This window comes from Thermocrispum municipale DSM 44069, assembly GCF_000427825.1.
In the GTDB taxonomy this organism is placed as follows: domain Bacteria; phylum Actinomycetota; class Actinomycetes; order Mycobacteriales; family Pseudonocardiaceae; genus Thermocrispum; species Thermocrispum municipale.
Genome location: NZ_ATYT01000003.1, coordinates 129,946 through 153,601, shown reverse-complemented (window position 1 = coordinate 153,601; position 23,656 = coordinate 129,946). Strand labels below are relative to the sequence as shown.

The window sequence follows — 23,656 nt, the reverse complement described above, 5'->3', positions numbered from 1 at the left end:
CGGTCGCGCTCGACGTCAGCCGGCTGGGCGTGCGCCGCCGGCACGCCACCGCCACGACGAGCGACCGGTGACCGCCGCGAGCGCACTCGTCGCGACGGCGGCCGCTGCGCCGACGCGTGTCGCCAGGTCCGTGGCCCTCGGGATGTCCCCGGGGGTCGGCGGCGGCCCGTCCCCCATCGTGGGACGGTGCTCGACGCGTTCGCCGTACCTGTTCGTACCACCCAGCACGATCTCCAGCGCACCGGCAAAGGCTGACTCCACGACGCCGCCGTTCGGGCTGGGGTGGCCGGCTGCGTCCCGCCTCCAGACCCGCCACGCCTCCCGGGCGTGCGAGGGCGCTGCGCCCAGCACGGCGAGACCCGCAAGCCGTGAACCGGGAAGGTTGAGCAGGTCGTCGAGCCGGGCCGAGGCCCAGCCGAAGTTCTGGTGACGGGCGTTGCGGTACCCCACCATCGCGTCCAGGGTGTTCGACGCCCGGTGGGCCAGCAGGCCCGGTACCCCTGCCACGGCGCCCCAGACCAGCGGGGCCGTGACGGCGTCCGAGGTGTTCTCGGCGACCGACTCGACCACCGCCCGGGTGATCTGCTGCGGCGAGAGCGAGCTGGTGTCACGTCCCACCAGGTAGGTCAGCCGGTGGCGTGCGCCGTCGAGGTCGTCCTCGTCCAGGAACCGGTGCACCGCCAGGGCCTCCCGCTCGAGGCTGCGTCCGCCCAGGACGGTCCAGGTGGCCGCGGCCGTGACCGCGGCGTGCAGCACGGGCCGGCCCCGTGTGGCCCGCTCGACTCCGACCCCGAGCGCCGCGCACCCACCCACGAGGAGCGAGGTGTACAGCACCCCGCGCGCTCGAGAGTCGGCGTGCAGGCTCCGCTCGAGACGGGCTGCGACCGTGCCGAAAGCCGCCACGGGGTGGCCCCGACGCGGGTCGCCCAGGAGGCGGTCTGCGGCGAAGCCGAGCAACAGGCCCGACGACCTGGACAGGCCTCGCGACCCGTTCATGCGCCGATGGCGGACGGCTGGCCCACCGGGACGTCGTCGAGCGCCCGGAGCAGCTCGGCCATCGTGTCCGGCGGTCGGACAGCGATTCTGGCCCACGCGCCGTCCAGCCCGGGAAAGGTGTCGGCGCGGCGTACGGCGACGCCGTGGGCGCGCAGCGCCTCGCGCGTTCCGCAGCCCAGGCGCGCGAGCACGAAGGACGTGCGTGAGTCCACGACCTCGTACCCCCGATGCTTCAGGGCTGCGACGAGCCCGGTGCGCCACTGCTCGACCCGCTCTGCCCGACGCGCCGCCTCGGCCGCGGCCTCCCCGGCGGTGCAGGCGATGGCCGCGGCGATGGCTGGCGTGGAGACCGACCAAGGCACCTGCCTGGCAGCGAGCCCCGCGATGGCGCGCTCGTTCCCGAGCACGTAGCCGGCCCGGATGCCTGGGATCGACCAGTGCTTGGTCAGGCTCCGCACGACCAGGAGGCCCCGCCGGCGGTCCGTCGAGAGTGACTGGCCCTGGTCGGTCACGGCGTCCATGAACGCCTCGTCCACGACGACGACGCGCTTGGGCCGGCGCAGCTTGAGGATCTCCTCGGCCGGGTGCAGGACCCCCGTGGGGTTGGTCGGGTTGCCCACGAACACCAGGTCGGCGGTCTCGGGGACGGCCGAGGCGTCGAGACGGAAGGCGTCCTCGGGGCGGCAGCTGACGACGGTCACCTGGTGACCTGCGCGCTCGAGCGCGGCGTGGGGCTCGGTGAACTGGGGGTGCACCACGACGGGGTGCCGCCACTGCTTCCACCGGGCGATCAGCTCGAACGCCTCGGCCGCGCCGGCAGTCACGAGAACCTCGTCGGCGCGTCGGTGATGCAGGTCCGCGATGGCCTCGCGGGCCGGGGTCACGTCCGGGTACTTGGTCGAGTGCTCGAGGCCGTCCCGCAACGCCGCCTCGAGCCACGAGGGCCGAGGCTCGGGATGGACGTTCACCGCAAAGTCGAGCAGTCCACGTCCGGTCTCGACATCCCCGTGGTGGAGCAGCGGATCAACGACGGCGTCGTCCGACCTCGGGCGAGGCACGGCCGCGGCCTGGGGGGCGGGAGCCACGACCGGCGTTGCCCTGGACGCCGCGTGCGCCAGCCGCTCGGCCATCACCGGGTGCCCGGCCCAGTGGGTGTGGAGGTAGGAGGCATGGAGGGTGGGGGTGGCGACGCCGATGAGCTCGCCGTCGACCTCCCAGGCGGGCGCCCACCCCCGGGTGGGGGCGGTCAGGGTGGTGCGGTGGAACTCGTGGCCGTGCACCCGCTCGCCGGCCCGCGTGAGCAGGTTGTCGCCGGCAGCGACTGCCGCCGGGTAACGCAGGGTCAGGCGCTTCGACATGGCGGCACCGGTCCCGATGACACCGGCCATCGTGGACCCGTCCAGGTCGTCCAGGAGGTAGAGCAGTCCGGCGCACTCGGCGACCGTCGGGAGAGCGCCCCGCACGGCGTCGCGCACCTGGTCGAGCAGGGCCCGGTTCCGGGCCAGCTGCTGAACGTGCACCTCGGGGAACCCGCCGCCGAGCAGCAAAGCCCTGGTCCCCTCGGGGAGCGAGCGGTCACGCAGGGGGTCGAACGGGACGACGGTGCAGCCGGCTGCCCGCAGCAGCTCCTCCGTCTCGGCGTACGCGAAGGTGAACGCTCGTCCGCCAGCAACGGCCACGACCGGAGACTCGCCCTCCACCCGGCGTACCTCGCGAAACGGGTCCCACACCGCGTCGGTGAGGTCGGGGGCTCGACGCGCGACTTCGAGCACGGCGTCGAGGTCGACGTGGCGTGCCACCTGCTCCCCGAGGCGGGCGACCACCTCGACGGACTCGTGCCGCTCCCCTGCCGGGACCAGCCCGAGGTGGCGTGACGGTGAGGAGATCGAGTCGTCACGAGGGACGACGCCGAGCACGGGCAGGCGCAGGCTTCGCTCGACCTCGGCGACGTTGCGCGGGGAACCGGCCCGGTTGAGGATCACGCCGACGACGTCGACCTCCGCGTCGTAGGCGGCCATGCCCGCGACGACGGCCCCCACGGAGCGCGACATCCGGGCGATGTCCACGACCAGCACCACCGGCGTACGGGTGAGCTTCGCGACGTGGGCCGTCGAGGCGAACCCGTCGGTGCCGATCCGGCCGTCATGCAGCCCCATCACCCCTTCGACGACCGCGACGTCGGCGCCTCGGGCGCCGTGCAGCAGCAGCGGGGTGATGCGCTCCTCCCCCACCAGGTGCGGGTCGAGGTTGCGGCCGGGGCGTCCGGTCGCCAGGGCGTGGTAGCCGGGGTCGATGTAGTCGGGCCCGACCTTGTGGCCAGACACCTCCAGGCCGCGGGACCGGAAGGCGGCCATGAGGCCGGTGGAGATGGTGGTCTTGCCCTGGCCCGTCGACGGGGCGGCCACCACAACGCGCGGCAGGGTGGTCGGGCCCGACGATCCCGGCTGGGATCTCGTGAGGTCGGGCACCGTCACCACTCGATTCCCCGTTGGCCCTTCTGGCCCACGTCCATGGGGTGCTTGATCTTGCCCATGTCGGTGACGAGATCGGCCACCTCGATCAGCTCAGGGGCGGCGCGGCGGCCGGTGATGACGACGTGCTGCTTGCCGGGGCGGTCACGCAGGGTGGTGACGACGTCCTCGAGGTCGACCCAGCCCCAGGCGATCGGGTAGGTGAACTCGTCGAGGACGTACAGGTCGTGCGTCTCGGCGGCGAGACGGCGCTTGATCTCCTGCCATCCCTCGGCTGCGGTCCGTGCGTGGTCCTCGGCGGCGCCCTGCTTCTTCGTCCAGGACCAGCCCGCGCCCATCTTGTGCCACTCGACCGGTCCGCCCTCGCCACTCTCCTCGTGCAGGCGACCGAGGCGCTCGAGGACGGTCTGCTCCCCGATGCGCCACTTGGCGGACTTCACGAACTGGAAGACGCCTATGTTCCAGCCCTGGTTCCACGCCCTGATGGAGAGCCCGAAGGCGGCGGTGGACTTCCCCTTGCCATCCCCGGTGTGGACCATCAGGAGCGGGCGGTTGCGGCGCTGGCGCGTGGAGAGACCGTCATCAGGGACGGTGAGCGGCTGGCCCTGGGGCATCAGATGACCTCTTCCAGAACGTGGGTGTCGGTGGCGGCCGCGAACGAGGCGACCTCTCCGATGACGGTGATGGCAGGCGGTTCGACATGGGCTGCCCGGACGGCGATGTCGGCGACGGACCCGCTCACCACTTGCTGGTCCGGGTGGCCCCCACGTGCGATGACCGCCGCAGGCGTGGCTGGGTCAAGCCCGTTCTCCATCAGTGCCTCGGTGATCGCCGGCAGGGTGGCCACGCCCATGAGGACGATCAGCGTGGTGCCGGAGCGAGCGAGGGCGCCGTAGTCGAGAGTGGAGGCGGGGTGCCCGGGCGGCACGTGGCCGGAGATGACGCTGAAGCCCTGGACGACTCCGCGGTGGGTGACCGGGATGCCGCCGAGCGCGGGGACGGCCACCGACGAGGTGACGCCGGGGATGACACGCACCGGGACGTCCGCCTCGGTGCAGGCGAGGACCTCCTCCATCCCGCGGCCGAAGACGAACCCGTCGCCACCCTTGAGACGGACGACGCGGCGACCGCGTCGAGCGTGCTCCACCAGGAGGTCGTTGATGCGTTCCTGCGGGGTGAAGGCCCCGCGCGGCAGCTTCGCGACGTCCACGACGAGCGCGTCGGGTCGGGCCCAGGCCAGCGCCTCCTCCGGCGCGAGATGGTCGACCAGCAGGACGTCTGCCTGCTCGACGGCGGACCGTCCGGCGACCGTCATCAAGCCGGCGTCGCCGGGGCCACCGCCGACCAGCGCGACGGTGCCGGGGAGCAGGGGCGCCAGCGAGCCCATCAGGCCACCCGCCCGTTCACGACGTCGACGAGGCCGGTCGCGCTGACCCGGGCCATGGGGACGTGCTCGGCCTGCAGGTGGCCGGAGAGAATGCGCGCGAGCCCGAGCCGCAGCGGCCCCTCTTCGCAGTCGACGACGACGCTGGGGACCCGCATCGCCGCGACGTGGGCCGCCGCCAGCCGGGAGCGGTCGACGGCGTCGGCCCCGGAGGTGGCGCGGCCGTCCGTCACGACCACGAGCAGCGGCCGCAGTCGGTCGTCCCGGAGCCGCTCCCGCCGGACGACGTCCGCCGCGGTCAGCAAACCCTCCGCCAGAGGGGTGCGCCCCCCGGCCGGGAGCTCGTCGAGCAGGGCTGCGGCCACCTCGACCGACCCGGTGGGTGGCAGGGTCACGTCCGCGTCAGTGCCGCGGAAGCTGATCATCGCCACCTTGTCCCGGCGTCGGTACGCATCGGTGAGCAGCGACAGGATCGCGGTCTTCACCTGGACCATGCGACGCCGGGCAGCCATCGAGCCGGACGCGTCCACGCAGAACAACAGGAGGTTGGCCTCCCTCCCCTCGCGTACGGCGGTGCGCAGGTCGACCGCCGCGAGCGCGAAGCGCCCACCCGGCCCACGCGTCGATCCGGTGGCGTAGCGTTCCGCCGCGGCTCGCAGGGTCTCCACCAGGTGGAGCGTCCCGGTCCCACCAGCTCGGGTGGCGCCGACCCGGCGGCCGCTGGCGCCAAAGGCGCGGCTACGGCGCCCCGGCGTACCTCGGCCGACCCCGTCGACGGTGAACAGACGCGGTCGGTACGCGGACTCGGCCGCCACGGTGCTGGAGCTGCCCTCCCCCGGGGGGTGCGGCGCCGGCGGCGCGGATGGCGCCTGGACGTCCGCCTCGGCACCGGTCGGTTCGGGCACGTCGTCCCTGCCGTCGGTCGGGACCTCGTCGGGGCTGCCGGGGCTGCCGGCGTCGGCCCCGGAGCCGTCGGACGGCGACGCGGGGTCCTCGGACGGGTCCTGGCTGTCCTCGGGACCGTCGGTGGGGTCCGTGGGCCCGTCCGGTTCCGGCGGCGGCTCGGGGAGCTCGTCGTCGCCAAGGACCTCGTCGAGCAGCTTCTCGTCCAGGCCGGGGGCGTCGAAGGGGTTGCGGCGACGGCGGTGCGGAAGTGCGAGCAGGGCCGCGGCGCGAATGTCTGCTCGAGTGACGAACCGACGGCCGGCCCAGGCGGCGTGCGCCACGGCCGTTCGGGCGGTGACGATGTCGGCACGCAGGCCGTCCACCTCGAAGGCGGCGCAGACCTCGGCGACCTTGAGCATCGCCGCCTCCCCCAGGGTGACCTCCTCGACGCGCTCGCGAGCCAGCGCGATCCGTCGGGTGAGCTCGGCCTGGCTGGCCGCGTACCGCGCGACGAAGCCCGCGGGGTCGCGGTCGAAGTCGAGGCGGCGCCGCACCACCTCGACGCGCAGGGCGGGATCGCGTGGGGCGGCCACCTCGACGGTGAGGCCGAAGCGGTCGAGCAGCTGGGGGCGAAGCTCACCCTCCTCCGGGTTCATCGTGCCGATCAGCACGAACCGGGCGCTGTGGCCGATCGAGACGCCGTCCCGCTCGACCGTCACCTGGCCGGTGGCGGCGGCGTCGAGCAGCAGGTCGACGAGGTGGTCGTGGAGCAGGTTGACCTCGTCGACGTACAGGACGCCGCGGTGGGCGCGAGCCAGGAGCCCGGGCTCGAACTCGACGGCGCCGGCAGTGAGCGCCTTCTCGAGGTTGAGCGAGCCGAGCACCCGGTCCTCCGTGGCCCCGACCGGCAGCTCCACCAGACGGACCGGACGGCTCACGACCGCACCGGAGCTGGCGAGGAGGTCGGGCGAGGTCGCGGCCGGGTCGTGCGGGTCGGCGGAGAACCGGTCGCCGTCGCGGACGTCGATCCAGGGCAGCACCTCGGCCAGCCCCCGGACCGTCGTCGACTTGGCGGTGCCCTTCTCGCCGCGGACGAGCACGCCGCCGATCTCCGGACTGATCGAGCTCAGCACGAGGGCGAGGCCCATGTCGTCGAGACCGGAGGCGGTCGTGGGGTCGTACTCGCAGCCGACGACGGCAGAAAATGGGTACTTCAGTGGCACGTTGAGGCTCCCGCTCGTAGGCCGTGGATTGGCTCACGCGAGGCCGGTCTTCGGACTTGCCGAGTCACTCCTGACGGAGTGCTCGACTCACCGCAGCGGGCCTGTGCCGGACTCTCACCGGCTTCCCAGATTCTCCCCGTTGCCCGTCCCCACCGTTTCCGATGGCTGGGGCGCGGGGGCACCTCACGTGTTGGGCTGACGATAGCCTCTCGACTCGTGGATGACGTGACGGCCCCTCCCCGTGGACACCTCGTGACCGTGGTCGGAGTGGGGGCCGACGGGTCACTCCAGCCAGCTGCGGAGACGCTCCTTCGGGAGGCGGACGTGGTCCTCGGCGGTCGACGCCATCTTGAGCTCGTGGCTCCCGTGGCGGGCCAGGAACGGCGTCTATGGCCCGCCCCCCTGGGCCCGGCACTACCCGCCCTGATGGCGGAGCTGCGCGGACGCCAGGTGGTCGCGCTGGCCTCCGGCGACCCAATGCTCTCGGGCATCGGAACGACGCTTGTACGCACTCTTGGCGCCGAGGCCGTCCACGTCCTCCCATCGATCTCCTCCGTGGCCCTGGCACGCGCACGTATGCGCTGGTCAGCCGAGGAGTCGGTGGTCGTGACGCTGGTCGGACGACACGAGGCACGGGTGCTGCGGGAGGTCGCTCCAGGGCAACGGATCCTCGTCCTGACGTCCGGGTCGCAGACAGTTGCGAGCGTGGGCCGGCTGCTGACCGAGGCGGGCCATCCTGACGCTGTCATCACCCTGCTCGGGAACCTCGGGACCGACACCGAGTCGCGGTACACGAAGACCGCCCAGGAGTGGGCTGCGACGGCCGTCGACACCGTCCCGCCGCTGCATGTCCTGGCGATCGAGATCCCCGCGGGCGCCTCGGCGTGGCGCTCGTCGTGGGTGGCAGGCCTGCCCGACGAGGCTTTCGAGAACGACGGGCAGCTCACCAAGCGCGACCTTCGGGCCTCGGCCCTGGCTCGTCTTTCCCCGGCACCCGGTCAGCACCTGTGGGACGTCGGCGCAGGCGCCGGCTCGATCGGCATCGAGTGGATGCGCGCCCACCCCACCTGCCGCACGACCGCGGTGGAAGCTGACTCGGAGAGGGCGGCACGGGTGGCACGCAATGCGACGCGTCTCGGCGTGCCCGACCTCCGTGTGGTGGAGGGTCGCGCGCCTGACGCGCTCGCAGGTCTCGAGCCTCCGCACGCGATCTTCATCGGCGGCGGAGCCACGCGCCCCGGCGTCCTCGACGCGTGCCTGGCTGCGCTGCGTCCGGGCGGACGCCTCGTCGTGCACGGTGTGACGCTCGAGACGGAGTCACTCCTCGCCGAGGCCTACCGGACGCACGGCGGCGAGCTCACCCGCCTCGCGGTCGAGACGACGCACCCAGTCGGCACGTTCACCGGCTGGACGCCCCTGCGGACCGTGACGCAGTGGAGCCTGCGCCTCTGAACCCGTAGGGACGCGTCACGCAACGACCATGGTCTACGAGGGTCGCTTCGTGAGGCGGTCCCGCTCGCGGCTGTACAGGTACGACTCCCCTCCTGCAAGGGCAGGCGCCTCAGCCAGCGCGCGTCCGACCAGGATGACAGCCGCCTGACGCAGCCCAGCCGCATCCACCTGATCGGCAATGGTGTCGACGGTTCCGCGCAGCACCAGCTCCTCCGGCTGGCTGGCCCGGTAGACGATCACCACCGGGCAGCTTCCCCCGACGACCGGTCCGAGCTCGGCCATCAGGGACCGGGTCCGGGTGATCGCCAGGTGCAGCACCAGGGTGGCGCCGGTGGCGGCGAACTGGGTCAGCGACTCGCCATCTCCCATCGGGGTAGACCTTGCCTGCGTCCGGGTCAGCACCACCGATTGCGCCACCAGCGGCACCGTCAGCTCACTGCCCACCCGGGCGGCCGCCGACGCGTACGCGGGGACTCCGGGCGTCACCTGCCAGGTGACCCTGGCAGCGTCGAGCCGACTCGTCTGCTCGTGCAGGGCGGAGTACAGCGACGGGTCGCCCGAGGTGAGGCGCACGACCTGGTGGCCGGCGTGGAAGCCGTCGACGAGGTGCGCGGTGATCTGGTCGAGGTCCAGGTCCTGGGTGTCGACCAGGGTCGCCTGCGGACCGCAGTGGGAAAGGACCTCGGGGTCCAGGTAGGTCCCTGGGTAGAGCACGACGTCGGCGTCAGCCAGCAGTCGCGTCGCGCGGACCGTCAGGAGGTCGGCGGCCCCCGGACCCGCACCGACGAAGTGGACGGTCACCGCACGTACCTCGGGGTCCAGACGCCGGCCGAGGAAACGCGGGTCGATGAGGCGCCCACGATCAGCAGGCACTTCATGTCGATCGTGGCTGGATCGAGCGCGCCCAGGGTAGTCACGGTGAGCGCCTCCTCGGCCCTCCCGACGTCACGGCCCACCACCACGACCGTGTCGGGGTCCTTGTGCTCCAGCAGCACCCGGCGCGCCGTGGCGACCTGCTCGGTGCGGCTGCGCGAGGCCGGGTTGTAGATGGCGAGGACGAGGTCGGCCTCGGCCACGGCTCGCAGCCGCCTCTCGACGACCTCCCAGGGCTTGAGGCGGTCGGAGAGGCTCATCACCGCGAAGTCGGCCCCGACCGGGGCGCCGGCGCGGGCCGCCACGGCCTGCACGGCGCTCACCCCCGGGAGCACCCGGACGGGGACCTTGGCGTACGCGGGGTCCTCGGCAGCCTCGAAGACGGCTGCTGCCATGCCGAAGACGCCGGCGTCACCACCCGACACGACGGCGACCTTCTCACCGCGCCTGGCCAGGTCCAGCGCGAACGCGGCCCGGTCGACCTCGACCGTGTTGCCGGAGGCGTGACGGGTCAGCCCGGCACACTGCGACACGCGGCTGACGTACGGCGCGTAGCCCACGACGTGGTCGACGTCGGCGAGCGCGGCGCTCACCTCGGGGGTCAACCAACCGTCGGGGCCGGGGCCGAGGCCGACGACCAGCAGTTCGGCCGGACCGGCCTGGTCGGCTGTTGCCGCGACCGCCGTTAGGTCGCTCGTCTCGCGGGAGCGCCGTCCGTTGAGGCTGTCCCCGGTGACCACGATCAGTGAGAAGTACGGGACCGATGCTTCGTCGACCTCGGTCACCGGGATCCAGCGTTCCTCCGGCATCGACGCCCGCTCCACGTACAAGGCGTGCTCGAGGCGACCAGCCGCGGCGAGCGCGCGACGTACGGCGGGGAACGTCCGCCCCAGCTTCATGATGATCGCGCCGTCGGTGTCGGCCAGCCGTCGCGCGAGCTCGGGCTCGGGCAGCGTGCCGGGCAACACGGTGAGCACGTCGGTCTGACGGACCAGTGGACTCCCGGTCGCGGCTGTGGCCGCCAGGAAGGCCGGGACGCCGGGCACGATCTCGGTCGGGAAGCTGTCGGCGAGGCGGTCGTGCATGTACATGTACGAGCCGTAGAAGAGCGGGTCCCCCTCCGAGAGCAGGACGACGTTGCGACCAGCGAGCAGGTGGGCGGCCAGGCGGTCGGCCGACTCCTCGTAGAACTCCGCCAAGACCCCGGCGTACCCGCCCGGGTGGTCGGTCGTGCCGGTGGTGACCGGGTAGATGAGCTCCTCCTCCGGGACATCGGCCGGGAAGAGCTCGGCGGCGATGCGGCGCGCGTTGGACTGCTTGCCCCGCGCCGCGTGGTAGGCGATGACGTCTGCATCCCCGATCAGGCGCGCGGCCTTGCGGGTGATCAGCTCGGGGTCCCCGGGACCGACGCCGACGCCGGCGAAGTGGCCGATGGCGGAGGTGGACGTGCTCATTCCTGCTCCTGGGCAAGTGCGTTGAGGGCCGACGACGTCATGGCGGATCCACCTCGGCGGCCGCGGACGGTGACGAACGGGATGTCGATGCCGTGGTCGACGCGGAAGTCCTCGAGGGCCTGCTTCGACTCGGCGGCACCGATGAACCCCACCGGGCAGCCGACGATCGCCGCAGGGCGCGGGGCGCCGTCCACGAGCATCTCCAGCAGGTGGAAGAGGGCGGTCGGCGCATTCCCGATGGCGACCACCGAACCCTCGAGGTACGGCTCCCAGAGCGAGACCGCCGCCGCGGTGCGGGTGGTTCCCCACTCTTCCGCCAGGGCAGGCACCTCAGGGTGGTTGAGGGTGCAGATCACGTCGTTGTCCGCGGGGAGGCGGCTACGCGTCACGCCCTTCACCACCATCGTCGCGTCGCAGAGCACGGGCGCACCCGCCTCGAGGGCGGCGCGGGCCGCCGGGACGAGGTCCGGGTGGACCACGAGGTCACCGACCAGGTCCACCTGTCCGCTGCCGTGGATCATCCGCACAGCCATCTTCTCGGCGCTCACCGGTACCCGGGAGAGGTCGGCCTCGCGTCGGATCGTGGCGAACGAGTCGACGTAGATCGCCGCACCCCGGTCGATGTACGGGTAGTGGCGCCCCGGACGACGAGAGCTGGAACGTGGACAGGTTGCTCATGAGGACTCCTCGGGGACGAGAACGCCACGCCAGGGGGTGACGACGAGTTCGGGCGCCGCGGCGCACAGGCGCTCCACGGCGGGACGGTCGAGGCCGTCCTCCGGCACGGGGACGTGCTCCCCGCCGGGGACGGAGCCGTACGGCAGCGGGGGCGACCGGTCCGGCAACTGCGCCGAGGCAGGCACCGGGGCGACCAGCTGCGACGCCAGTTCGTGGACGTGCCACGCAGCCCCCGGCCCCGCGCCGCGCACCTCGAGGAAACGCAGAGCCAGGTGGACCAGCCGCTCCTGGACGCCCTCGAGTGGGACGACCGGACCCCAGCCGGTGCCGATCCGCAGCTGCGCCTCGTCGGGACCGAGCGCGACCAGTCCGAGGTCGCAGGTGCGGTCGAGCAGGTCGCCGCGCCCGTCGTCGAGCACGAACAGGAACCGCCCGGGGAGTGCACCGAGGGCAGGTGCGGCCAGCAGCGCAGCGTCCAGCGCACCTACCACGGGGCGCAGGTCTGCACGCCCGCCGGCCAGCCCGGTCTGGGGCGACGCCATGACGTTGCGCGCCAGGTCGTGGGTTCGGCTGGGCAGCAGGCCCGTGTCCTCGATGGCCGCGAGCGCGGGCTCGGCGAGCTGTGTGGTGCCGGGCTTGGCGGGTAGACCCCGAATCTGCAGGTTGGTCCGCGTGGTCACGTGCACGTGTCCATCGCCATGACGCTCGGCCACGTCGAGCAGGGCCAGCAACGCGTCCGCACTGACGTTGCCGCCGGGGAGTCGCAACCGGACCAGGAGTCCATCATCAGCGGACCAGGGGCGCAGAGCGCCGGGGCAACGGTCGGGCCGTGAACGAGTCACCGGAGATCACCATGTTTCGAGTCCGGGTCCGTACGCGGGACCCACCATGACCCGACGACGGTTGTCGTCAGGGCCAGCAGGTCTTCGGACTTGGATCAACCGGGCGCGGACGCCTTCCCAGGATCCGCAGACCCCAGTGGCTGCCGTTGCCGGCATGTCCGTCCCGTCCCCTCACCGCTGCGCGTCAGCTCCGGATTCTCACCGGATTCCCTGACTCCACGTGGGAGTACGACTGGCTGATCGTGACGATACCGCGCCGGCACGACGGCCCGCTGTCGGGCCTGTTGCACGATCGTTCAGCGCGGCCGGGCGCAGACGTCCGCAGGCTCCAGCAGCGCAACGCACTCCGTGTGACTGGTCATCGGGAACGCGTCGAATGCGCGCAGCTCAGCGAGCTGATAGCCGGACTCGGCGAACGTCGCCACGTCACGGGCCAGGGCGGCAGGATCACAAGCGACGTACACCACACGCTGCGGCCGGCGCTCGGCGATCGCCCGCACGACGGGGATGCCGGCGCCCTTGCGTGGAGGATCCAGCACCACGACGTTCGGCTCACTGGTCTCGTTCTGCAGCGCTCGTTCGACGCGCTCGGCGCGCCACCGGACGTGCGGGAGATCAGCCAGGTTCCGCTCGCCGTCGGCCGCCGCCGAGCGCGAGGACTCCACCGCGAGCACTCCCCCGGTCCGCCCGACCTGCTCGGCGAGCACGGAGGCGAAGAGCCCGACTCCCGCGTACAAGTCCCATGCCTGCGCTCCGGGCTCGGCCTTCGCGTATTCGGCGACCACGCGGGCGTAGGTGTCCGCAGCGGCCGGGTGCGCCTGCCAGAAACCGTGCGCCGACAGCTGCCAGTCCCGGCCCGCCGCGTGCTCGCGTGCCCGGCCGCCGGACAGCTGCTTGCGTCGCGGCCGTCCGCGCACCTGCTCGATCACCTGCACGTGGACTTGACCCGCGCCGTCCGCGGTCACCTCGACCTCGGCTCGCGGCCGCCACGTGCGCGTCAGAACATCGTCCAGCATCCCCGGGACGACGATCGGGCATCCGTTGCCGTCCAGCGGGACGACCTGGTGGCTGCGGTGTGCCCGCAACCCTGCCTTGCCGTTGCGGCCGACCGCCAGCCGCACCCGGCTACGCCACTCCAGCGGCGTGGGCTCGAGCGGCTCCACCACGACGTCGGTGTCGATACCGGCGAGCCGGTGCAGCTGTTCGGCGACCACGGCGGCCTTCAGTTCGCGCTGCAGCGACGGGTCGGCGTGCTGCCAGTCGCATCCGCCGCACCCACCCGGCACGGCCAGCGGGCACGGCGGCTGCACCCGCCGCTCGTCGGGCTGCCGGATGTCCACCGCGTCCGCCCGGCAGTACGACTTGTGCCGGTCCTCGGTCACCTCGACGACGACGCGCTCGCCGGGCAGTGCATGCCGGACGAACACCACTCGTCCCTCGTGGCGCGCGACGCAATGGCCACCGTGCGCCACCGGTCCGACCTCGACCTCGAACCGCCTACCGGTCCAGTCCTCGTGCTCGGTCATCGGACGGGTGCGCTCAGCCGCGCTCTTGCGCCGGTGTTTCCCCGTAGCGGGCCCGCAGGTCGGCTTCGATCTCCGCCTCGGTGCGCCGCTCGGCGGCGATCGCCTCCGCCAGCCGCTTGTCGGACCGGCGAACGGCCCACACGATCACCAGCAACGCCAGCGCGAACAGCGGGAAGCCCATGCTGATCTTGGCCACCGCCAGCCACCCGGTCAGGTCTTCCTCGTACAACCAGCGCTGCACCACGAACCGGGCGGCGAACACCGCCGCCAGCGCCAGCGTGGCGATGTCGTAGTCACGCACCGAGCGGCGATCCTTGCGCCACCGAGTCCCCGCGCCGTTGATGAAGTTCCAGAACACCCCGACCAACGGCCAGCGCAGCAGCACCGACAGCACCAGCACCCCGCCGTAGACCAAGCTCTGCCAGATGCCGAACAGGAAGAACCCCTTGGCCGTGCCGGTGCGGTAGGCGATGAACGCGGCGATGGCCACCCCGAAGAACCCCGACACCGCGGGCTGCAGCGACTCCTTGCGCAGCAGTCGCACGATGGTGATCACGACCGCGCTGCCGAGCGCGCACCAGATGGCTGCGGTGAGTCCCCACAGCGAATTGGCCAGCACGAACACCACGACCGGGACCGCCGAGTAGATCATCCCGGCGACGCCGCCCATCTGCTCGAACAGCGTCGGCTCCTGCTCGCCCTGCTCGTCGGGACCCGGGCGGGCGGCCGTCGAGGGGTTCTCCGCCTGCTCGCTCACCTCGTCGGAGGAGTCCGGTCGTTCCGGCTTCGAGGGCGTGGCCTCGGGGTCAGCACTCACGTAGTTACCTGCAGCTCGTCGTCGATCGTGATGCGGCACCGGGGTGGGCGCCGCGGGCTCTGGGCGTCGGCGGCCTGGTGCACCTTCAGGGTACGACCTGGCCGGACGGCCGGGCACGCGCCGTCCTGACCGGTCGGCATTGCGCACAATAGGGCGGTGCTGACGACCGGACGGCCATCGTGACCGCATTGCCACCCGCTCGGGTCGCCCTCGTGCTGCCCGGCAGCGGGTCCGACGACGTGTTCATCCGGGAGGCCTTCGGTCCCGCACTGGCCGCCGCCGGTATCGAGCTGCGCACTCACCGGCCCGGGCCGTCGGTCGTGTCGGACTATCTGCGGGCGCTCGACGACGCGGCCGGCGCCACCAACGGCCGGCTGCTGGTCGGCGGCGTGTCCCTGGGCGCGCACGTGGCCACCCAGTGGGCGGCAAGACACCCGAAACAATGCCTCGGCGTCCTCGCCGTGTTGCCCGCTTATACCGGGCGCTCCCCTACGGCGCCCGCTGCGGTCGCCGCGCGCATCTCCGCCGACCTGGTGCGAAACGAGGGCCTGGACCACGCGCTGTCTGTGGCCACGTCCGACGTTCCGGCGTGGCTTGCGGAGGAACTGACCCGTGCGTGGCGCAGGCAGCAGGACGTGCTGCTCGACGGGCTCGACGCGGCCGCCGAGCACCCCGGTCCGGAACTCGCCGAGTTGCGACGGCTGGACGTTCCGGTTGGGCTGGTCGGCTGCGCCGGCGACGCCGTGCATCCGGTGCAGGTCGCGCGCGAGTGGGCGTCGGTCATCCCGCGAGCAGCACTGACCGAGATCGATTTCGCAGACTTCGGCGCCGACCGCTCGACGCTCGGGCACGCGGCGGTGAACGCCCTGGCCCACGCGAGCGACGCTCAGGCCTGACCGCGCTGTTCCGCGATCGCCTCGGCCATCGCAGGTGGCAGCGTGATCGGCAGCGGGGTGCGCACCGGCATCGGACCGCTCCCCCGCACCACGATCGTCTCCCGCACCAGCGCGCGCAGTTGCGCGGGCGCCCCTTCGGACACGTGTTGCGGACCGGCGATGACACCACGCAGCATCCACCGCGGGCCGTCGACGCCGACGAAGTGCAGCGACACGTCGCCCATCTTCGCGGACAGTTCCTTGCCCCAGTCCCCGGTCAACTGCCGCACGATCGCGCCGTCCGAGCGCAGCTGCTCGGCGAGCTCGGCGCACACCTCGGGCCACAGCTCGGAGGTCTTCGGCGCGGCGTAGGCGCTGATCGTCACCTGGCCGTGCGGCGTCACCACGTGCACCGCGCGCACATTGCCGGTCTCCTGGTCCATCTCGACCTGAACCTGGCAGTTCTCCGGCACCGGAACGCGCACCGAGCCGAGATCCATCCGTGGGATGTCGTCCTCCGGCGCGACCTCGACGTCGTACGGCCCTTCCTCCGGGACGAACTCCTCGTCCTCGTCGACGTCGGGAGCCTCCTGCGGACGGAAGGTCGGCTCTTGGCTCTCCGGCAGCGCGTGCCGTCCCCGGCGATGCTGCCCGCGACGCCTGCGTCCGACCACCTGCTATCCCACCTCTCCGTTACCCGAGCTGCTGCTCGTGGACAGGCTGGCGTGCCCGCCGGTCGACCCGTAACCGCCGGTGCCTCGTTCGCTCTCGCCCAGTTGCTCCGCCGGAACCTCGACGAACCGCGCCTGCTCCACCTTCTGCACCACCAGCTGCGCGATGCGATCCCCCCGGGAGAGTGTGATCGGCTCGCGCAGGTCGTGGTTGATCAGACACACCTTGATCTCACCGCGGTAGCCCGCGTCGATCGTTCCCGGCGTGTTGACCACCGACAGACCGGCCCGCGCCGCCAGTCCGGACCGCGGGTGCACGAACGCCGCGTATCCGGGCGGGAGCGCGATGGCGATGCCGGTCCCGACCACGGCGCGTTCGCCGGGCGGGATGACCACGTCGGTCATCGTCACCAGGTCGGCACCCGCGTCGTGCGGGCGCGCGTACGTCGGAAGCGGAGCATCTGGGTCCAGACGGGTCAGACGGACCTCTACCGACGACACAGACACTCCCTCGAACACCACTTCGGCTGCTGGCTCGCCACGACATTACTCTGAACGCCATGGCCGACTCCGCACACACCCCGGGCGAGGACAAGGCGGTGGCCACCGCCGACGCGGGACAGGCGTTGCACTTCGAGCGCCTGTACGTCGCCTGGTGGGCATGGCCGTTACCGCTGGCCGTTGCCGCGGTGCTGTCGGCGTCGATACACCAGGGCTACCCGGGTGTGCGCGCGTGGCTGCCGTACGCGGTGTTGATCCCATTGGCGGTGCTGGTGCTGTTGCGGATGGGGCGCACCAGAGTTGCCCTGGTACGCACCGCGGACGACACCGTGCTGCACGTCGGCGACGCTCGGCTGCCGGTGCGGTTCGTCGGCGAGGTCGAGGTCATCGACAAGGACCACAAGCGCAAGGCCATGGGCCCCGAACTGGACCCGGCCGCCTACGTGGTGCACCGCGGCTGGGTCGGCACCATGCTGCGGGTGCGGCTGACCGACCCGCGGGACCCCACCCCGTACTGGTTGTTCAGCACCCGGAAACCGGAACGGCTCGCCGAGCTGCTCCGCTCGACGAGCCGTTCGTCGGATTGACGCGATTCGACGCGACACAGTTCTCTTGACGTGCGACGGTCCCCCGGCCACGAGGCCGAGGGACCGGAACGTTCGACGTCAGGCCTCGCTCAGCAGGCCCGCGAGCCAACCGCCGTCACAGCGTTGCCGGGGCCGTCAGGCGCAATCGCGGCAGACCGGCTGCCCGTTGCGTTCCTCGCTGAGCCTGCTGCGGTGATGCACCAGGAAGCACACCGAGCAGGTGAACTCGTCGGCCTGCTTCGGCACCACCTTGACCGTGAGGTCCTCGCCGGACAGTCCGGAAAGATCCGCACCCGGAAGCTCGAAGCCCTCTGCGGTCGCGTCCTCGTCGACGTCCACCACGCCCGACTGGGTCTCGTTGCGGCGCGCCTTCAGCTCCTCCAACGAGTCCTCGGCCAGCTCGTCGGCTTCACTGCGGCGCGGAGCGTCGTAGTCGGTCGCCATTGTTCTCACCCCTGCGCTGCTCGTTGTCTCGTCTCGTTTCGGCGGCAGGCCCGTCCGACGTTCGGGTCATGCCCGTGCGCTGGATAACGTTCCAGTACCCGATTTTGTGCCCGGAGCCCACCAGAAAATTTCCGCTCGACCCCTCCGGAGCCAGCAGAGGGTAGCTCACGCCCGCTCGAGCTGGGCAAGGCCACACCCAGCAGTGATAGCCGTGTCACGTCGACATTAGCCCTGGTGGGTGACTACGGAGCGCCGACAAACGGGGTCACGGACGGTGATCCGGACCCGCGGTGGCCCCCCTTGCGCCGATCAATATCGTGGTCAACGCCACAACCGCCCACGATCGCGGAAGCGATCGACATCACTGGCGAGACACGTGGTGTCCGCATCAGCAATTGCGGCCGGTAACGCATACCCTAGGAAGAGAGACATTGTGGGTGGGTTCAAGGCGATCGGGCGGAAGGGAAGCGGACCAGTGCGGTCGGGGATCTCAGGGGGCTACAGTCGCCCGTACCGGAAGTACCGACCACTGCCCGCGCTTATCCTGATCGCCATTCTCGGCGGCGCGTCGGCGCTGATCTGGTTCAAAGTCCTCAACGACAGCAGCAACATCGACGAGGCCATCCGGTGTTATCCGCCCGCGTCCGCCCCACCCGGCATGATCTACACCTCGCTCAGCCATGACGCGCTGGACCACGTCGATCCGATCCCGCCGGAAGAGGTCCCGGTGCGGGTGCTCAACGCCAGCGGCAAGCGCGGACAGGCGGCGCTGGTGACCGAGGCGCTGCGCAACATCGGCTTCACCAAGACCGGCAAGCCCGCCAACGACAAGGCGTACGAGAACCGCGACAAGCCCGCGTGCCGTGGGCAGATCCGGTTCGGCCAGAACGGCGAGGCCGCGGCCCGCACGCTGAGCTTGATCGACCCGTGCCTCGAGCTGGTCAAGGACGGCCGTAAGGGCGCGAGCGTCGACCTCGCGATCGGTGAGGACTTCGTCGACGTAAGGCCGCGCCGGGAAGCGCTGACCGCCCTCGAGGCGCTGAGCCAGTGGGCGGACAAGTACCGCAGCCGCTCCAGCGAGTTGTCGGCGAACGACAACGGCCCGCAGCTGAGCGAGGAGCTGCTGGATGCGGCCCGCAGCGGCGACTGCTGACCGTCGGACTCGGCCCGGCCGGCGGCGGGTGCCGACAGTTCGACCTCGCCCGGGCAGTAGCGAATGCCGACCGTCGGTCCTTCCCCGGGAAGTAGCGAGTGCCGGCTAACCGCGACCGGCAGGAGAGGCCCCTCGAGCCTCGGCCGGGCAGCGGAGATTCCGTCCTCGGTCCTCGTGCGCTGTAGCGCGAGCCCGGCCGTCGGTCCTCGTGTGCGCCGCGGCGGCGAGTCCGACCGTCAGATCTCGAGCAGGCATCGGCGATCTCGACCTGGCGGGGTCGACCGTGCAGCGGTCAGATCTCGGCCGCGCCCGCTGCCACCACCAGCTCGTACAGCTTGTCGGCGATGTCCGGTGCCGCGGCGAACGTGCCGTCCCCGAGCTGCGGATCCTGCCCCGGATTGATCACCTTCGCGCCCGCTTCCTCGGCGATGAGTGAGGCCGCCGCCCAGTCCCACCGGGACAGCCCGTTCTCGAAGTAGGCGTCCACCCAGCCGGTGGCGACCGCGCACAGATCCAGGGCCGCCGAGCCGCCGCGCCGGATGTCGCGCACCCGCCCGATCATCTCGCGCACCAGATCGGCCTGCTTGAGCCTGCGTCGCGGATCGTAGGCGAAGCCCGTGGCCACCAGGCTCAGCTCGAGCTTCCCCGGCGAGGAGACCTGCAGCTTCCTGCCCTCCAGCCACGCGCCGCCGCCGCGCCAGGCGGTCCACGTCCGGCCGCTGACCGGGTCGACGACCGCGCCTGCCACCGACCTGCCGTCGACCTGAGCGGCCACGGACACCGCGAACTGCGGCAGGCCGTAGACGAAGTTGACGGTGCCGTCGATCGGGTCGACCACCCACGCCACCTGGCCGGGCTCGGCCTCGCCGTCGGCGCCCTGTTCCTCCCCCAGCACCGGCTCCCCTGGCCGCAGTTCGCTCAGCCGGGCACGAATGAGCTCTTCGGACTCCTTGTCCACCGCGGTCACCAGGTCGGTGATGGTCGACTTGGTCCCGATCTCCAACCCGGCCCCGGCGGCCTCCGCGTCGGATTCCATCCGCTCGCGGTGTGCGCGCAACACGTGAAGCCCGGCTTCGGTGGCGACCTGCTCGGCGATCGTGGCGAGTTCCGCCCATACGTCAGTGCTCACCCTGATATCGGACCACACGACCGCGCAGCCGTACACCTCGCGTCCGACACACCGGGAGTGTGGCTAAAGTCGAGCAGACGGGTTTAGCTACCTGCAGTGAATCCATTCAGCTCTGGAGCGGGAAAGGACCGGCCGGATGGCCCGACACAGCACGACAGCTGCCGCCGCGAGACAGGCGCACGGCACGTCCGCCGACGGTGGCATGGGGTTCGGCGTCGACATCGGCGGCAGCGGCATCAAAGGTGCGCTGGTCGACCTGTCCACCGGCCGGCTGCACGGGGAGCGGCTGAAGATCCCGACACCGCACCCCGCCACCCCGGACGCGGTCGCCGACGTGGTCGCCGAGATCGTGGAGACGTTCGACTGGCAGGGCCCGATCGGCATCACGGTGCCCGGCGTGGTGAAGGGCGGCATCACGCACACCGCGGCCAATATCGATCCCGCGTGGGTCGGAGTGGACGCCGACGAGTTGTTCGCGCGCAGGCTGGGCCGGGACCCGGACGACGTCGGGGTGCTCAACGACGCCGATGCGGCCGGCATCGCCGAGGTCCGGTTCGGCGAGGAGCGCTTCGGCCGGGGCGTGGTGCTGTTGCTCACGTTCGGCACCGGGATCGGCAGCGCGCTGTTCGTCGACGGACAGCTGGTGCCGAACACCGAGTTCGGCCACATCGAGGTCGACGGGCACGACGGCGAGTCGAGGGCGGCCGCGTCGGCCAAGGACAACGAGGGCCTGAGCTATCCCGACTGGGCCAGGCGGGTCAATCGGTATCTGTCCGTGCTGGAGAACCTGGTGTGGCCGGATCTGATCATCGTCGGTGGCGGGGTCAGCCGAAAAGCGGAAAAATGGGTACCGTTGTTGCAGATTCGCACACCGATCACGGTGGCGACACGGCAGAACCAAGCGGGCATCATCGGAGCCGCGGCGGCGGTCGCCGAAGGGATTGCCCACTAGCTTCCCCATGCCGCAGCCGTGGCGGCAACATCGCAGGATGACCACGAGATCACGTGGAGTGCAGACGAACACCAGTTCGTCGTTACAATGGAACACGGCCCTGTCGGCGGGTGGACCGGTCGAATGTCATGCCGCAGGCGGGTGCCCACCCCGAAACCTGATGCAGCTGAGGTCGTTTTCCTCGGCGTAGCAGATCACGAAGCTGCGAAAGGGTGTCAGTGGCTGTCGCAAAGACCGCAACCAGGCGCGGGACCAAGGCGTCGACGGAGGACGAGGCCGTCAAGGGCGTCGCCGACGTCGAAGCCGGCAAGTCCGGCGCGGCGAAGGGCCGCAAGCGTACGAGCAAATCGAGCGCCAAGAGCCGGAAGGCCGCGAAGTCGACCGAGCCCGAGGTGGCCGACGGCGACTTCGTCGAGGACGAGTCTCCGGACCTCGCCGATCTCGAAGCCGAGGTCGAGGTCGACGTCGTCGCAGGCGACTTGGCGGAAGATGTCGACGAAGAGGAGACGCCCAAGTCGAAAGGCAAGGGCGACGACTTCGTCTGGGACGAGGAGGAGTCCGAGGCGCTGCGGCAGGCACGCAAGGACGCCGAGCTGACCGCCTCCGCCGACTCGGTGCGCGCCTACCTGAAGCAGATCGGCAAGGTGGCGCTGCTGAACGCGGCGGAAGAGGTCGACCTCGCCAAGCGGATCGAGGCCGGGCTGTACGCCGCCGAACGGCTGCGGGTCGCCGAGGAGGAGGGCGAGAAGCTCCCCACCCAGCTACGCCGCGACCTGATGTGGATCGTGCGGGACGGTGAGCGCGCCAAGAACCACCTGCTGGAGGCCAACCTGCGGCTGGTGGTCTCGCTGGCCAAGCGCTACACCGGCCGCGGTATGGCGTTCTTGGACCTGATCCAGGAAGGCAACCTGGGTCTGATCCGCGCGGTGGAGAAGTTCGACTACACCAAGGGCTACAAGTTCTCCACGTACGCGACGTGGTGGATCCGCCAGGCGATCACCCGCGCGATGGCCGACCAGGCCCGCACCATCCGCATCCCGGTGCACATGGTCGAGGTCATCAACAAGCTCGGCCGCATCCAGCGCGAGCTGCTGCAGGACCTGGGTCGCGAGCCCACCCCGGAGGAGCTCGCGAAGGAGATGGACATCTCGCCGGAGAAGGTCCTGGAGATCCAGCAGTACGCGCGCGAGCCGATCTCGCTGGACCAGACCATCGGCGACGAGGGCGACTCGCAGCTGGGCGACTTCATCGAGGACTCGGAGGCCGTGGTCGCGGTCGACGCGGTGTCGTTCACGCTGCTGCAGGATCAGCTGCAGTCGGTGCTGCAGACGCTGTCCGAGCGTGAGGCGGGCGTGGTTCGGCTGCGCTTCGGTCTCACCGACGGCCAGCCGCGCACGCTGGACGAGATCGGTCAGGTCTACGGGGTCACCCGAGAGCGGATCCGGCAGATCGAGTCGAAGACGATGTCGAAGCTGCGGCACCCGTCGCGCTCCCAGGTACTGCGCGACTACCTGGACTGACCGGACGAAGGCATCGACAACAGGGCCGGCGACCCGCAAGGTCGCCGGCCCTGTGTCGTGTCCGGGGCACGCGCGTCGCCTGGTCCGCGTGGTCAGGCGCGTCGCTTCCGTTTCGCCCATATGGGGAACACGACCGCTGCACCGATCAGCGTCATCACCGCGCTGGCCGCGATGTGCCAACTCGGCGGCAACAGGTGCAACTGCAGGAACCAGCTGTTGGCGTCGCTGCCCGCCACGCGGTTGATCAACCCGCCTACACCTTGGATCAGCACCAGAATCCCCAGCAGTTCTGCCATCGAATTGTCCTTTCTCTGCGTTGGAGCATCGCGGCGCGACGGGCGGTCGGCGGGCTGTGCGGCCGCCCGGCCGGAGCCGTCGACGGTTTCGGTAGCACGACGTGAGGTGGCCGTGGCCAGCCGCGCGGTGGCCGGCTGCGTGGTGTCTGCGGGCAGGGCCGTGTCCGGGATGCGCTCGATCGGCCCCGGACGGTACCCGGTCTCGGGGGACGAACCGGAGGCCGCGTGGTCGAGGTCGACCTCCGCACGACCCGCGGAATCGACCGCGCGGCCGGTGTCCTCGTGCTCGGCGGCGTCCTCACCCGCGGATCGGCCCGACAGCGACGCCCACAGCGGTCCGACGGCGAACCAGATCACCACGACCAAACCCAGTTTCGGCAACCATCCGCCGTCGGCCCACAACGGCCGGGTCTGCTCCGGCGTGCCCACGGCGAAGATCAGCACGAGCATGACGGCCGCCGCGATACCGCACGCCAGCAGGCACTTGCCCCACTCGCGCCACTCGTACCGGAGGCGTTCGTGCCGGTTGCTGTAGGGCTTGCGCGGCGCGGGCCCGCCGGCGAACCGGTGGGCGAAGCGCACGTCTGCCCAGCGAATCATGGCGGGGCCGAACACCACGCTGAATCCCAGGTACACCGCGGCCAGGCCGTGCACCAGCGACGCCTGCGCACCGTGCGACAGATCGACCATGGTGGCGATCAGCACCATGAGATCGATCAGCGGCGTGGCGGCCAGCAGCGCAGTACTCGTCCGGCGCATGCGAAGCACGTAACGACTGATCAGACCGGCCAGGATGCACACCCAGAAACCGATCTCCCCGGCAGCGATGACGGCGGCCATGGGGTTCGCGGCGATGAACTCGGCGATTTTCTGCACGCCGTCCATGATGACGCGCTGTGATCATTTGCCATCGGTCAGTGGCACGAG

Annotated in this window: 22 protein-coding genes and 2 riboswitches; of the genes, 6 read left to right on the top strand and 16 right to left on the bottom strand. The window is 71.3% G+C overall.

The window, feature by feature from the left end:
• Window positions 1-15: 15 nt before the first annotated feature.
• From YWM_RS21565 to YWM_RS0100690, 5 genes are read right to left on the bottom strand one after another with little or no spacing between them, the layout of a single operon-like run.
• The gene (locus tag YWM_RS21565; protein ID WP_052344415.1) at window positions 16-996 is read right to left on the bottom strand and encodes a cobalamin biosynthesis protein; all 981 of its coding nucleotides are present in this window, start codon (window positions 994-996) and stop codon (window positions 16-18) included.
• Entirely contained in the window at window positions 993-3,470 is a 2,478-nt protein-coding gene (gene cobBC, locus YWM_RS0100705) for a bifunctional hydrogenobyrinic acid a,c-diamide synthase/histidinol phosphate aminotransferase CobBC (protein ID WP_245565873.1), read from the bottom strand. Before cobBC ends, YWM_RS21565 begins: the two co-directional genes overlap by 4 nt.
• The gene (cobO, locus tag YWM_RS0100700) at window positions 3,467-4,081 is read right to left on the bottom strand and encodes a cob(I)yrinic acid a,c-diamide adenosyltransferase (protein ID WP_028849092.1); all 615 of its coding nucleotides are present in this window, start codon (window positions 4,079-4,081) and stop codon (window positions 3,467-3,469) included. The genes cobBC and cobO overlap by 4 nt, the downstream gene beginning before the upstream one ends.
• Complete coding sequence (gene cobA / locus YWM_RS21560; protein ID WP_051485421.1) at window positions 4,081-4,854, bottom strand: uroporphyrinogen-III C-methyltransferase; 774 nt, start codon at window positions 4,852-4,854, stop codon at window positions 4,081-4,083. Before cobA ends, cobO begins: the two co-directional genes overlap by 1 nt.
• Window positions 4,854-6,959: a VWA domain-containing protein gene (locus tag YWM_RS0100690; RefSeq protein WP_028849091.1), complete on the bottom strand. Its 2,106-nt coding sequence runs from the start codon at window positions 6,957-6,959 to the stop codon at window positions 4,854-4,856. Before YWM_RS0100690 ends, cobA begins: the two co-directional genes overlap by 1 nt.
• Before the next feature lie 40 nt (window positions 6,960-6,999).
• Window positions 7,000-7,143, bottom strand: a riboswitch (cobalamin riboswitch).
• A 68-nt stretch (window positions 7,144-7,211) separates the two neighbouring features.
• Between YWM_RS0100690 and cbiE the strand changes: the two genes are divergently transcribed.
• Window positions 7,212-8,411 carry a precorrin-6y C5,15-methyltransferase (decarboxylating) subunit CbiE gene (gene cbiE / locus YWM_RS0100685; RefSeq protein ID WP_245565872.1) on the top strand — a complete coding sequence of 400 codons (1,200 nt, stop codon included), beginning with the start codon at window positions 7,212-7,214 and terminating at the stop codon, window positions 8,409-8,411.
• Between the two features lie 33 nt (window positions 8,412-8,444).
• Here the strand turns inward: cbiE and YWM_RS0100680 are convergent, their stop codons facing one another.
• The 6 genes from YWM_RS0100680 to YWM_RS21550 all read right to left on the bottom strand — a co-directional run bounded on the left by YWM_RS0100680 (window position 8,445) and on the right by YWM_RS21550 (window position 14,454).
• The gene (locus YWM_RS0100680; protein WP_211232397.1) at window positions 8,445-9,212 is read right to left on the bottom strand and encodes a cobalt-precorrin-4/precorrin-4 C(11)-methyltransferase; all 768 of its coding nucleotides are present in this window, start codon (window positions 9,210-9,212) and stop codon (window positions 8,445-8,447) included.
• On the bottom strand, window positions 9,209-10,738 hold the full coding sequence (locus YWM_RS0100675) for a precorrin-2 C(20)-methyltransferase (protein ID WP_043659022.1): 1,530 nt from the start codon (window positions 10,736-10,738) through the stop codon (window positions 9,209-9,211). Before YWM_RS0100675 ends, YWM_RS0100680 begins: the two co-directional genes overlap by 4 nt.
• Window positions 10,735-11,361, bottom strand: coding sequence for a precorrin-8X methylmutase (locus YWM_RS21555; protein ID WP_052344413.1), 627 nt, complete (start codon window positions 11,359-11,361; stop codon window positions 10,735-10,737). The genes YWM_RS0100675 and YWM_RS21555 overlap by 4 nt, the downstream gene beginning before the upstream one ends.
• A gap of 51 nt (window positions 11,362-11,412) precedes the next feature.
• A complete protein-coding gene (locus tag YWM_RS0100665) occupies window positions 11,413-12,258 on the bottom strand; it encodes a nitrite reductase (protein WP_028849087.1) in 846 nt (281 codons plus the stop codon).
• Window positions 12,259-12,316: 58 nt separating this feature from the next.
• Window positions 12,317-12,509, bottom strand: a riboswitch (cobalamin riboswitch).
• Between the two features lie 45 nt (window positions 12,510-12,554).
• Window positions 12,555-13,784 (bottom strand): class I SAM-dependent RNA methyltransferase, encoded by a 1,230-nt coding sequence (locus YWM_RS0100660; RefSeq protein ID WP_028849086.1) that lies wholly within the window; start codon window positions 13,782-13,784, stop codon window positions 12,555-12,557.
• Between the two features lie 13 nt (window positions 13,785-13,797).
• Entirely contained in the window at window positions 13,798-14,454 is a 657-nt protein-coding gene (locus tag YWM_RS21550) for a DUF3159 domain-containing protein (RefSeq protein WP_084612155.1), read from the bottom strand.
• 326 nt (window positions 14,455-14,780) lie between these two features.
• Between YWM_RS21550 and YWM_RS0100650 the strand changes: the two genes are divergently transcribed.
• Window positions 14,781-15,497: an alpha/beta hydrolase gene (locus YWM_RS0100650; protein WP_028849085.1), complete on the top strand. Its 717-nt coding sequence runs from the start codon at window positions 14,781-14,783 to the stop codon at window positions 15,495-15,497.
• Here the strand turns inward: YWM_RS0100650 and YWM_RS0100645 are convergent.
• A complete protein-coding gene (locus YWM_RS0100645) occupies window positions 15,488-16,150 on the bottom strand; it encodes a DUF3710 domain-containing protein (RefSeq protein WP_028849084.1) in 663 nt (220 codons plus the stop codon). The genes YWM_RS0100650 and YWM_RS0100645 overlap by 10 nt on opposite strands.
• A 3-nt stretch (window positions 16,151-16,153) precedes the next feature.
• Window positions 16,154-16,648 (bottom strand): dUTP diphosphatase, encoded by a 495-nt coding sequence (gene dut, locus YWM_RS0100640; protein WP_028849083.1) that lies wholly within the window; start codon window positions 16,646-16,648, stop codon window positions 16,154-16,156.
• A gap of 59 nt (window positions 16,649-16,707) precedes the next feature.
• Here dut and YWM_RS0100635 point away from each other — a divergent pair, with 59 nt between their 5' ends.
• Window positions 16,708-17,235, top strand: coding sequence for a DUF3093 domain-containing protein (locus YWM_RS0100635; protein WP_084612110.1), 528 nt, complete (start codon window positions 16,708-16,710; stop codon window positions 17,233-17,235).
• A gap of 135 nt (window positions 17,236-17,370) precedes the next feature.
• On the opposite strand, the gene YWM_RS0100630 is transcribed toward YWM_RS0100635, so the two are convergent.
• Window positions 17,371-17,679, bottom strand: coding sequence for a DUF4193 domain-containing protein (locus YWM_RS0100630; protein WP_028849081.1), 309 nt, complete (start codon window positions 17,677-17,679; stop codon window positions 17,371-17,373).
• 475 nt (window positions 17,680-18,154) lie between these two features.
• On the opposite strand from YWM_RS0100630, the gene cei reads away from it, so the two are divergent.
• A complete protein-coding gene (cei, locus tag YWM_RS0100625) occupies window positions 18,155-18,832 on the top strand; it encodes an envelope integrity protein Cei (protein WP_028849080.1) in 678 nt (225 codons plus the stop codon).
• A gap of 292 nt (window positions 18,833-19,124) precedes the next feature.
• On the opposite strand, the gene YWM_RS0100620 is transcribed toward cei, so the two are convergent.
• Window positions 19,125-19,961, bottom strand: coding sequence for an inositol monophosphatase family protein (locus YWM_RS0100620; protein WP_028849079.1), 837 nt, complete (start codon window positions 19,959-19,961; stop codon window positions 19,125-19,127).
• 202 nt (window positions 19,962-20,163) lie between these two features.
• Between YWM_RS0100620 and ppgK the strand changes: the two genes are divergently transcribed.
• The gene (ppgK, locus tag YWM_RS0100615; RefSeq protein ID WP_028849078.1) at window positions 20,164-20,913 is read left to right on the top strand and encodes a polyphosphate--glucose phosphotransferase; all 750 of its coding nucleotides are present in this window, start codon (window positions 20,164-20,166) and stop codon (window positions 20,911-20,913) included.
• Window positions 20,914-21,131: 218 nt separating this feature from the next.
• A complete protein-coding gene (locus YWM_RS0100610; RefSeq protein ID WP_028849077.1) occupies window positions 21,132-22,433 on the top strand; it encodes an RNA polymerase sigma factor in 1,302 nt (433 codons plus the stop codon).
• 92 nt (window positions 22,434-22,525) lie between these two features.
• Here YWM_RS0100610 and YWM_RS26705 read toward each other — a convergent pair whose 3' ends face one another.
• On the bottom strand, window positions 22,526-23,605 hold the full coding sequence (locus YWM_RS26705) for a hypothetical protein (RefSeq protein WP_245565870.1): 1,080 nt from the start codon (window positions 23,603-23,605) through the stop codon (window positions 22,526-22,528).
• Window positions 23,606-23,656: the final 51 nt, after the last annotated feature.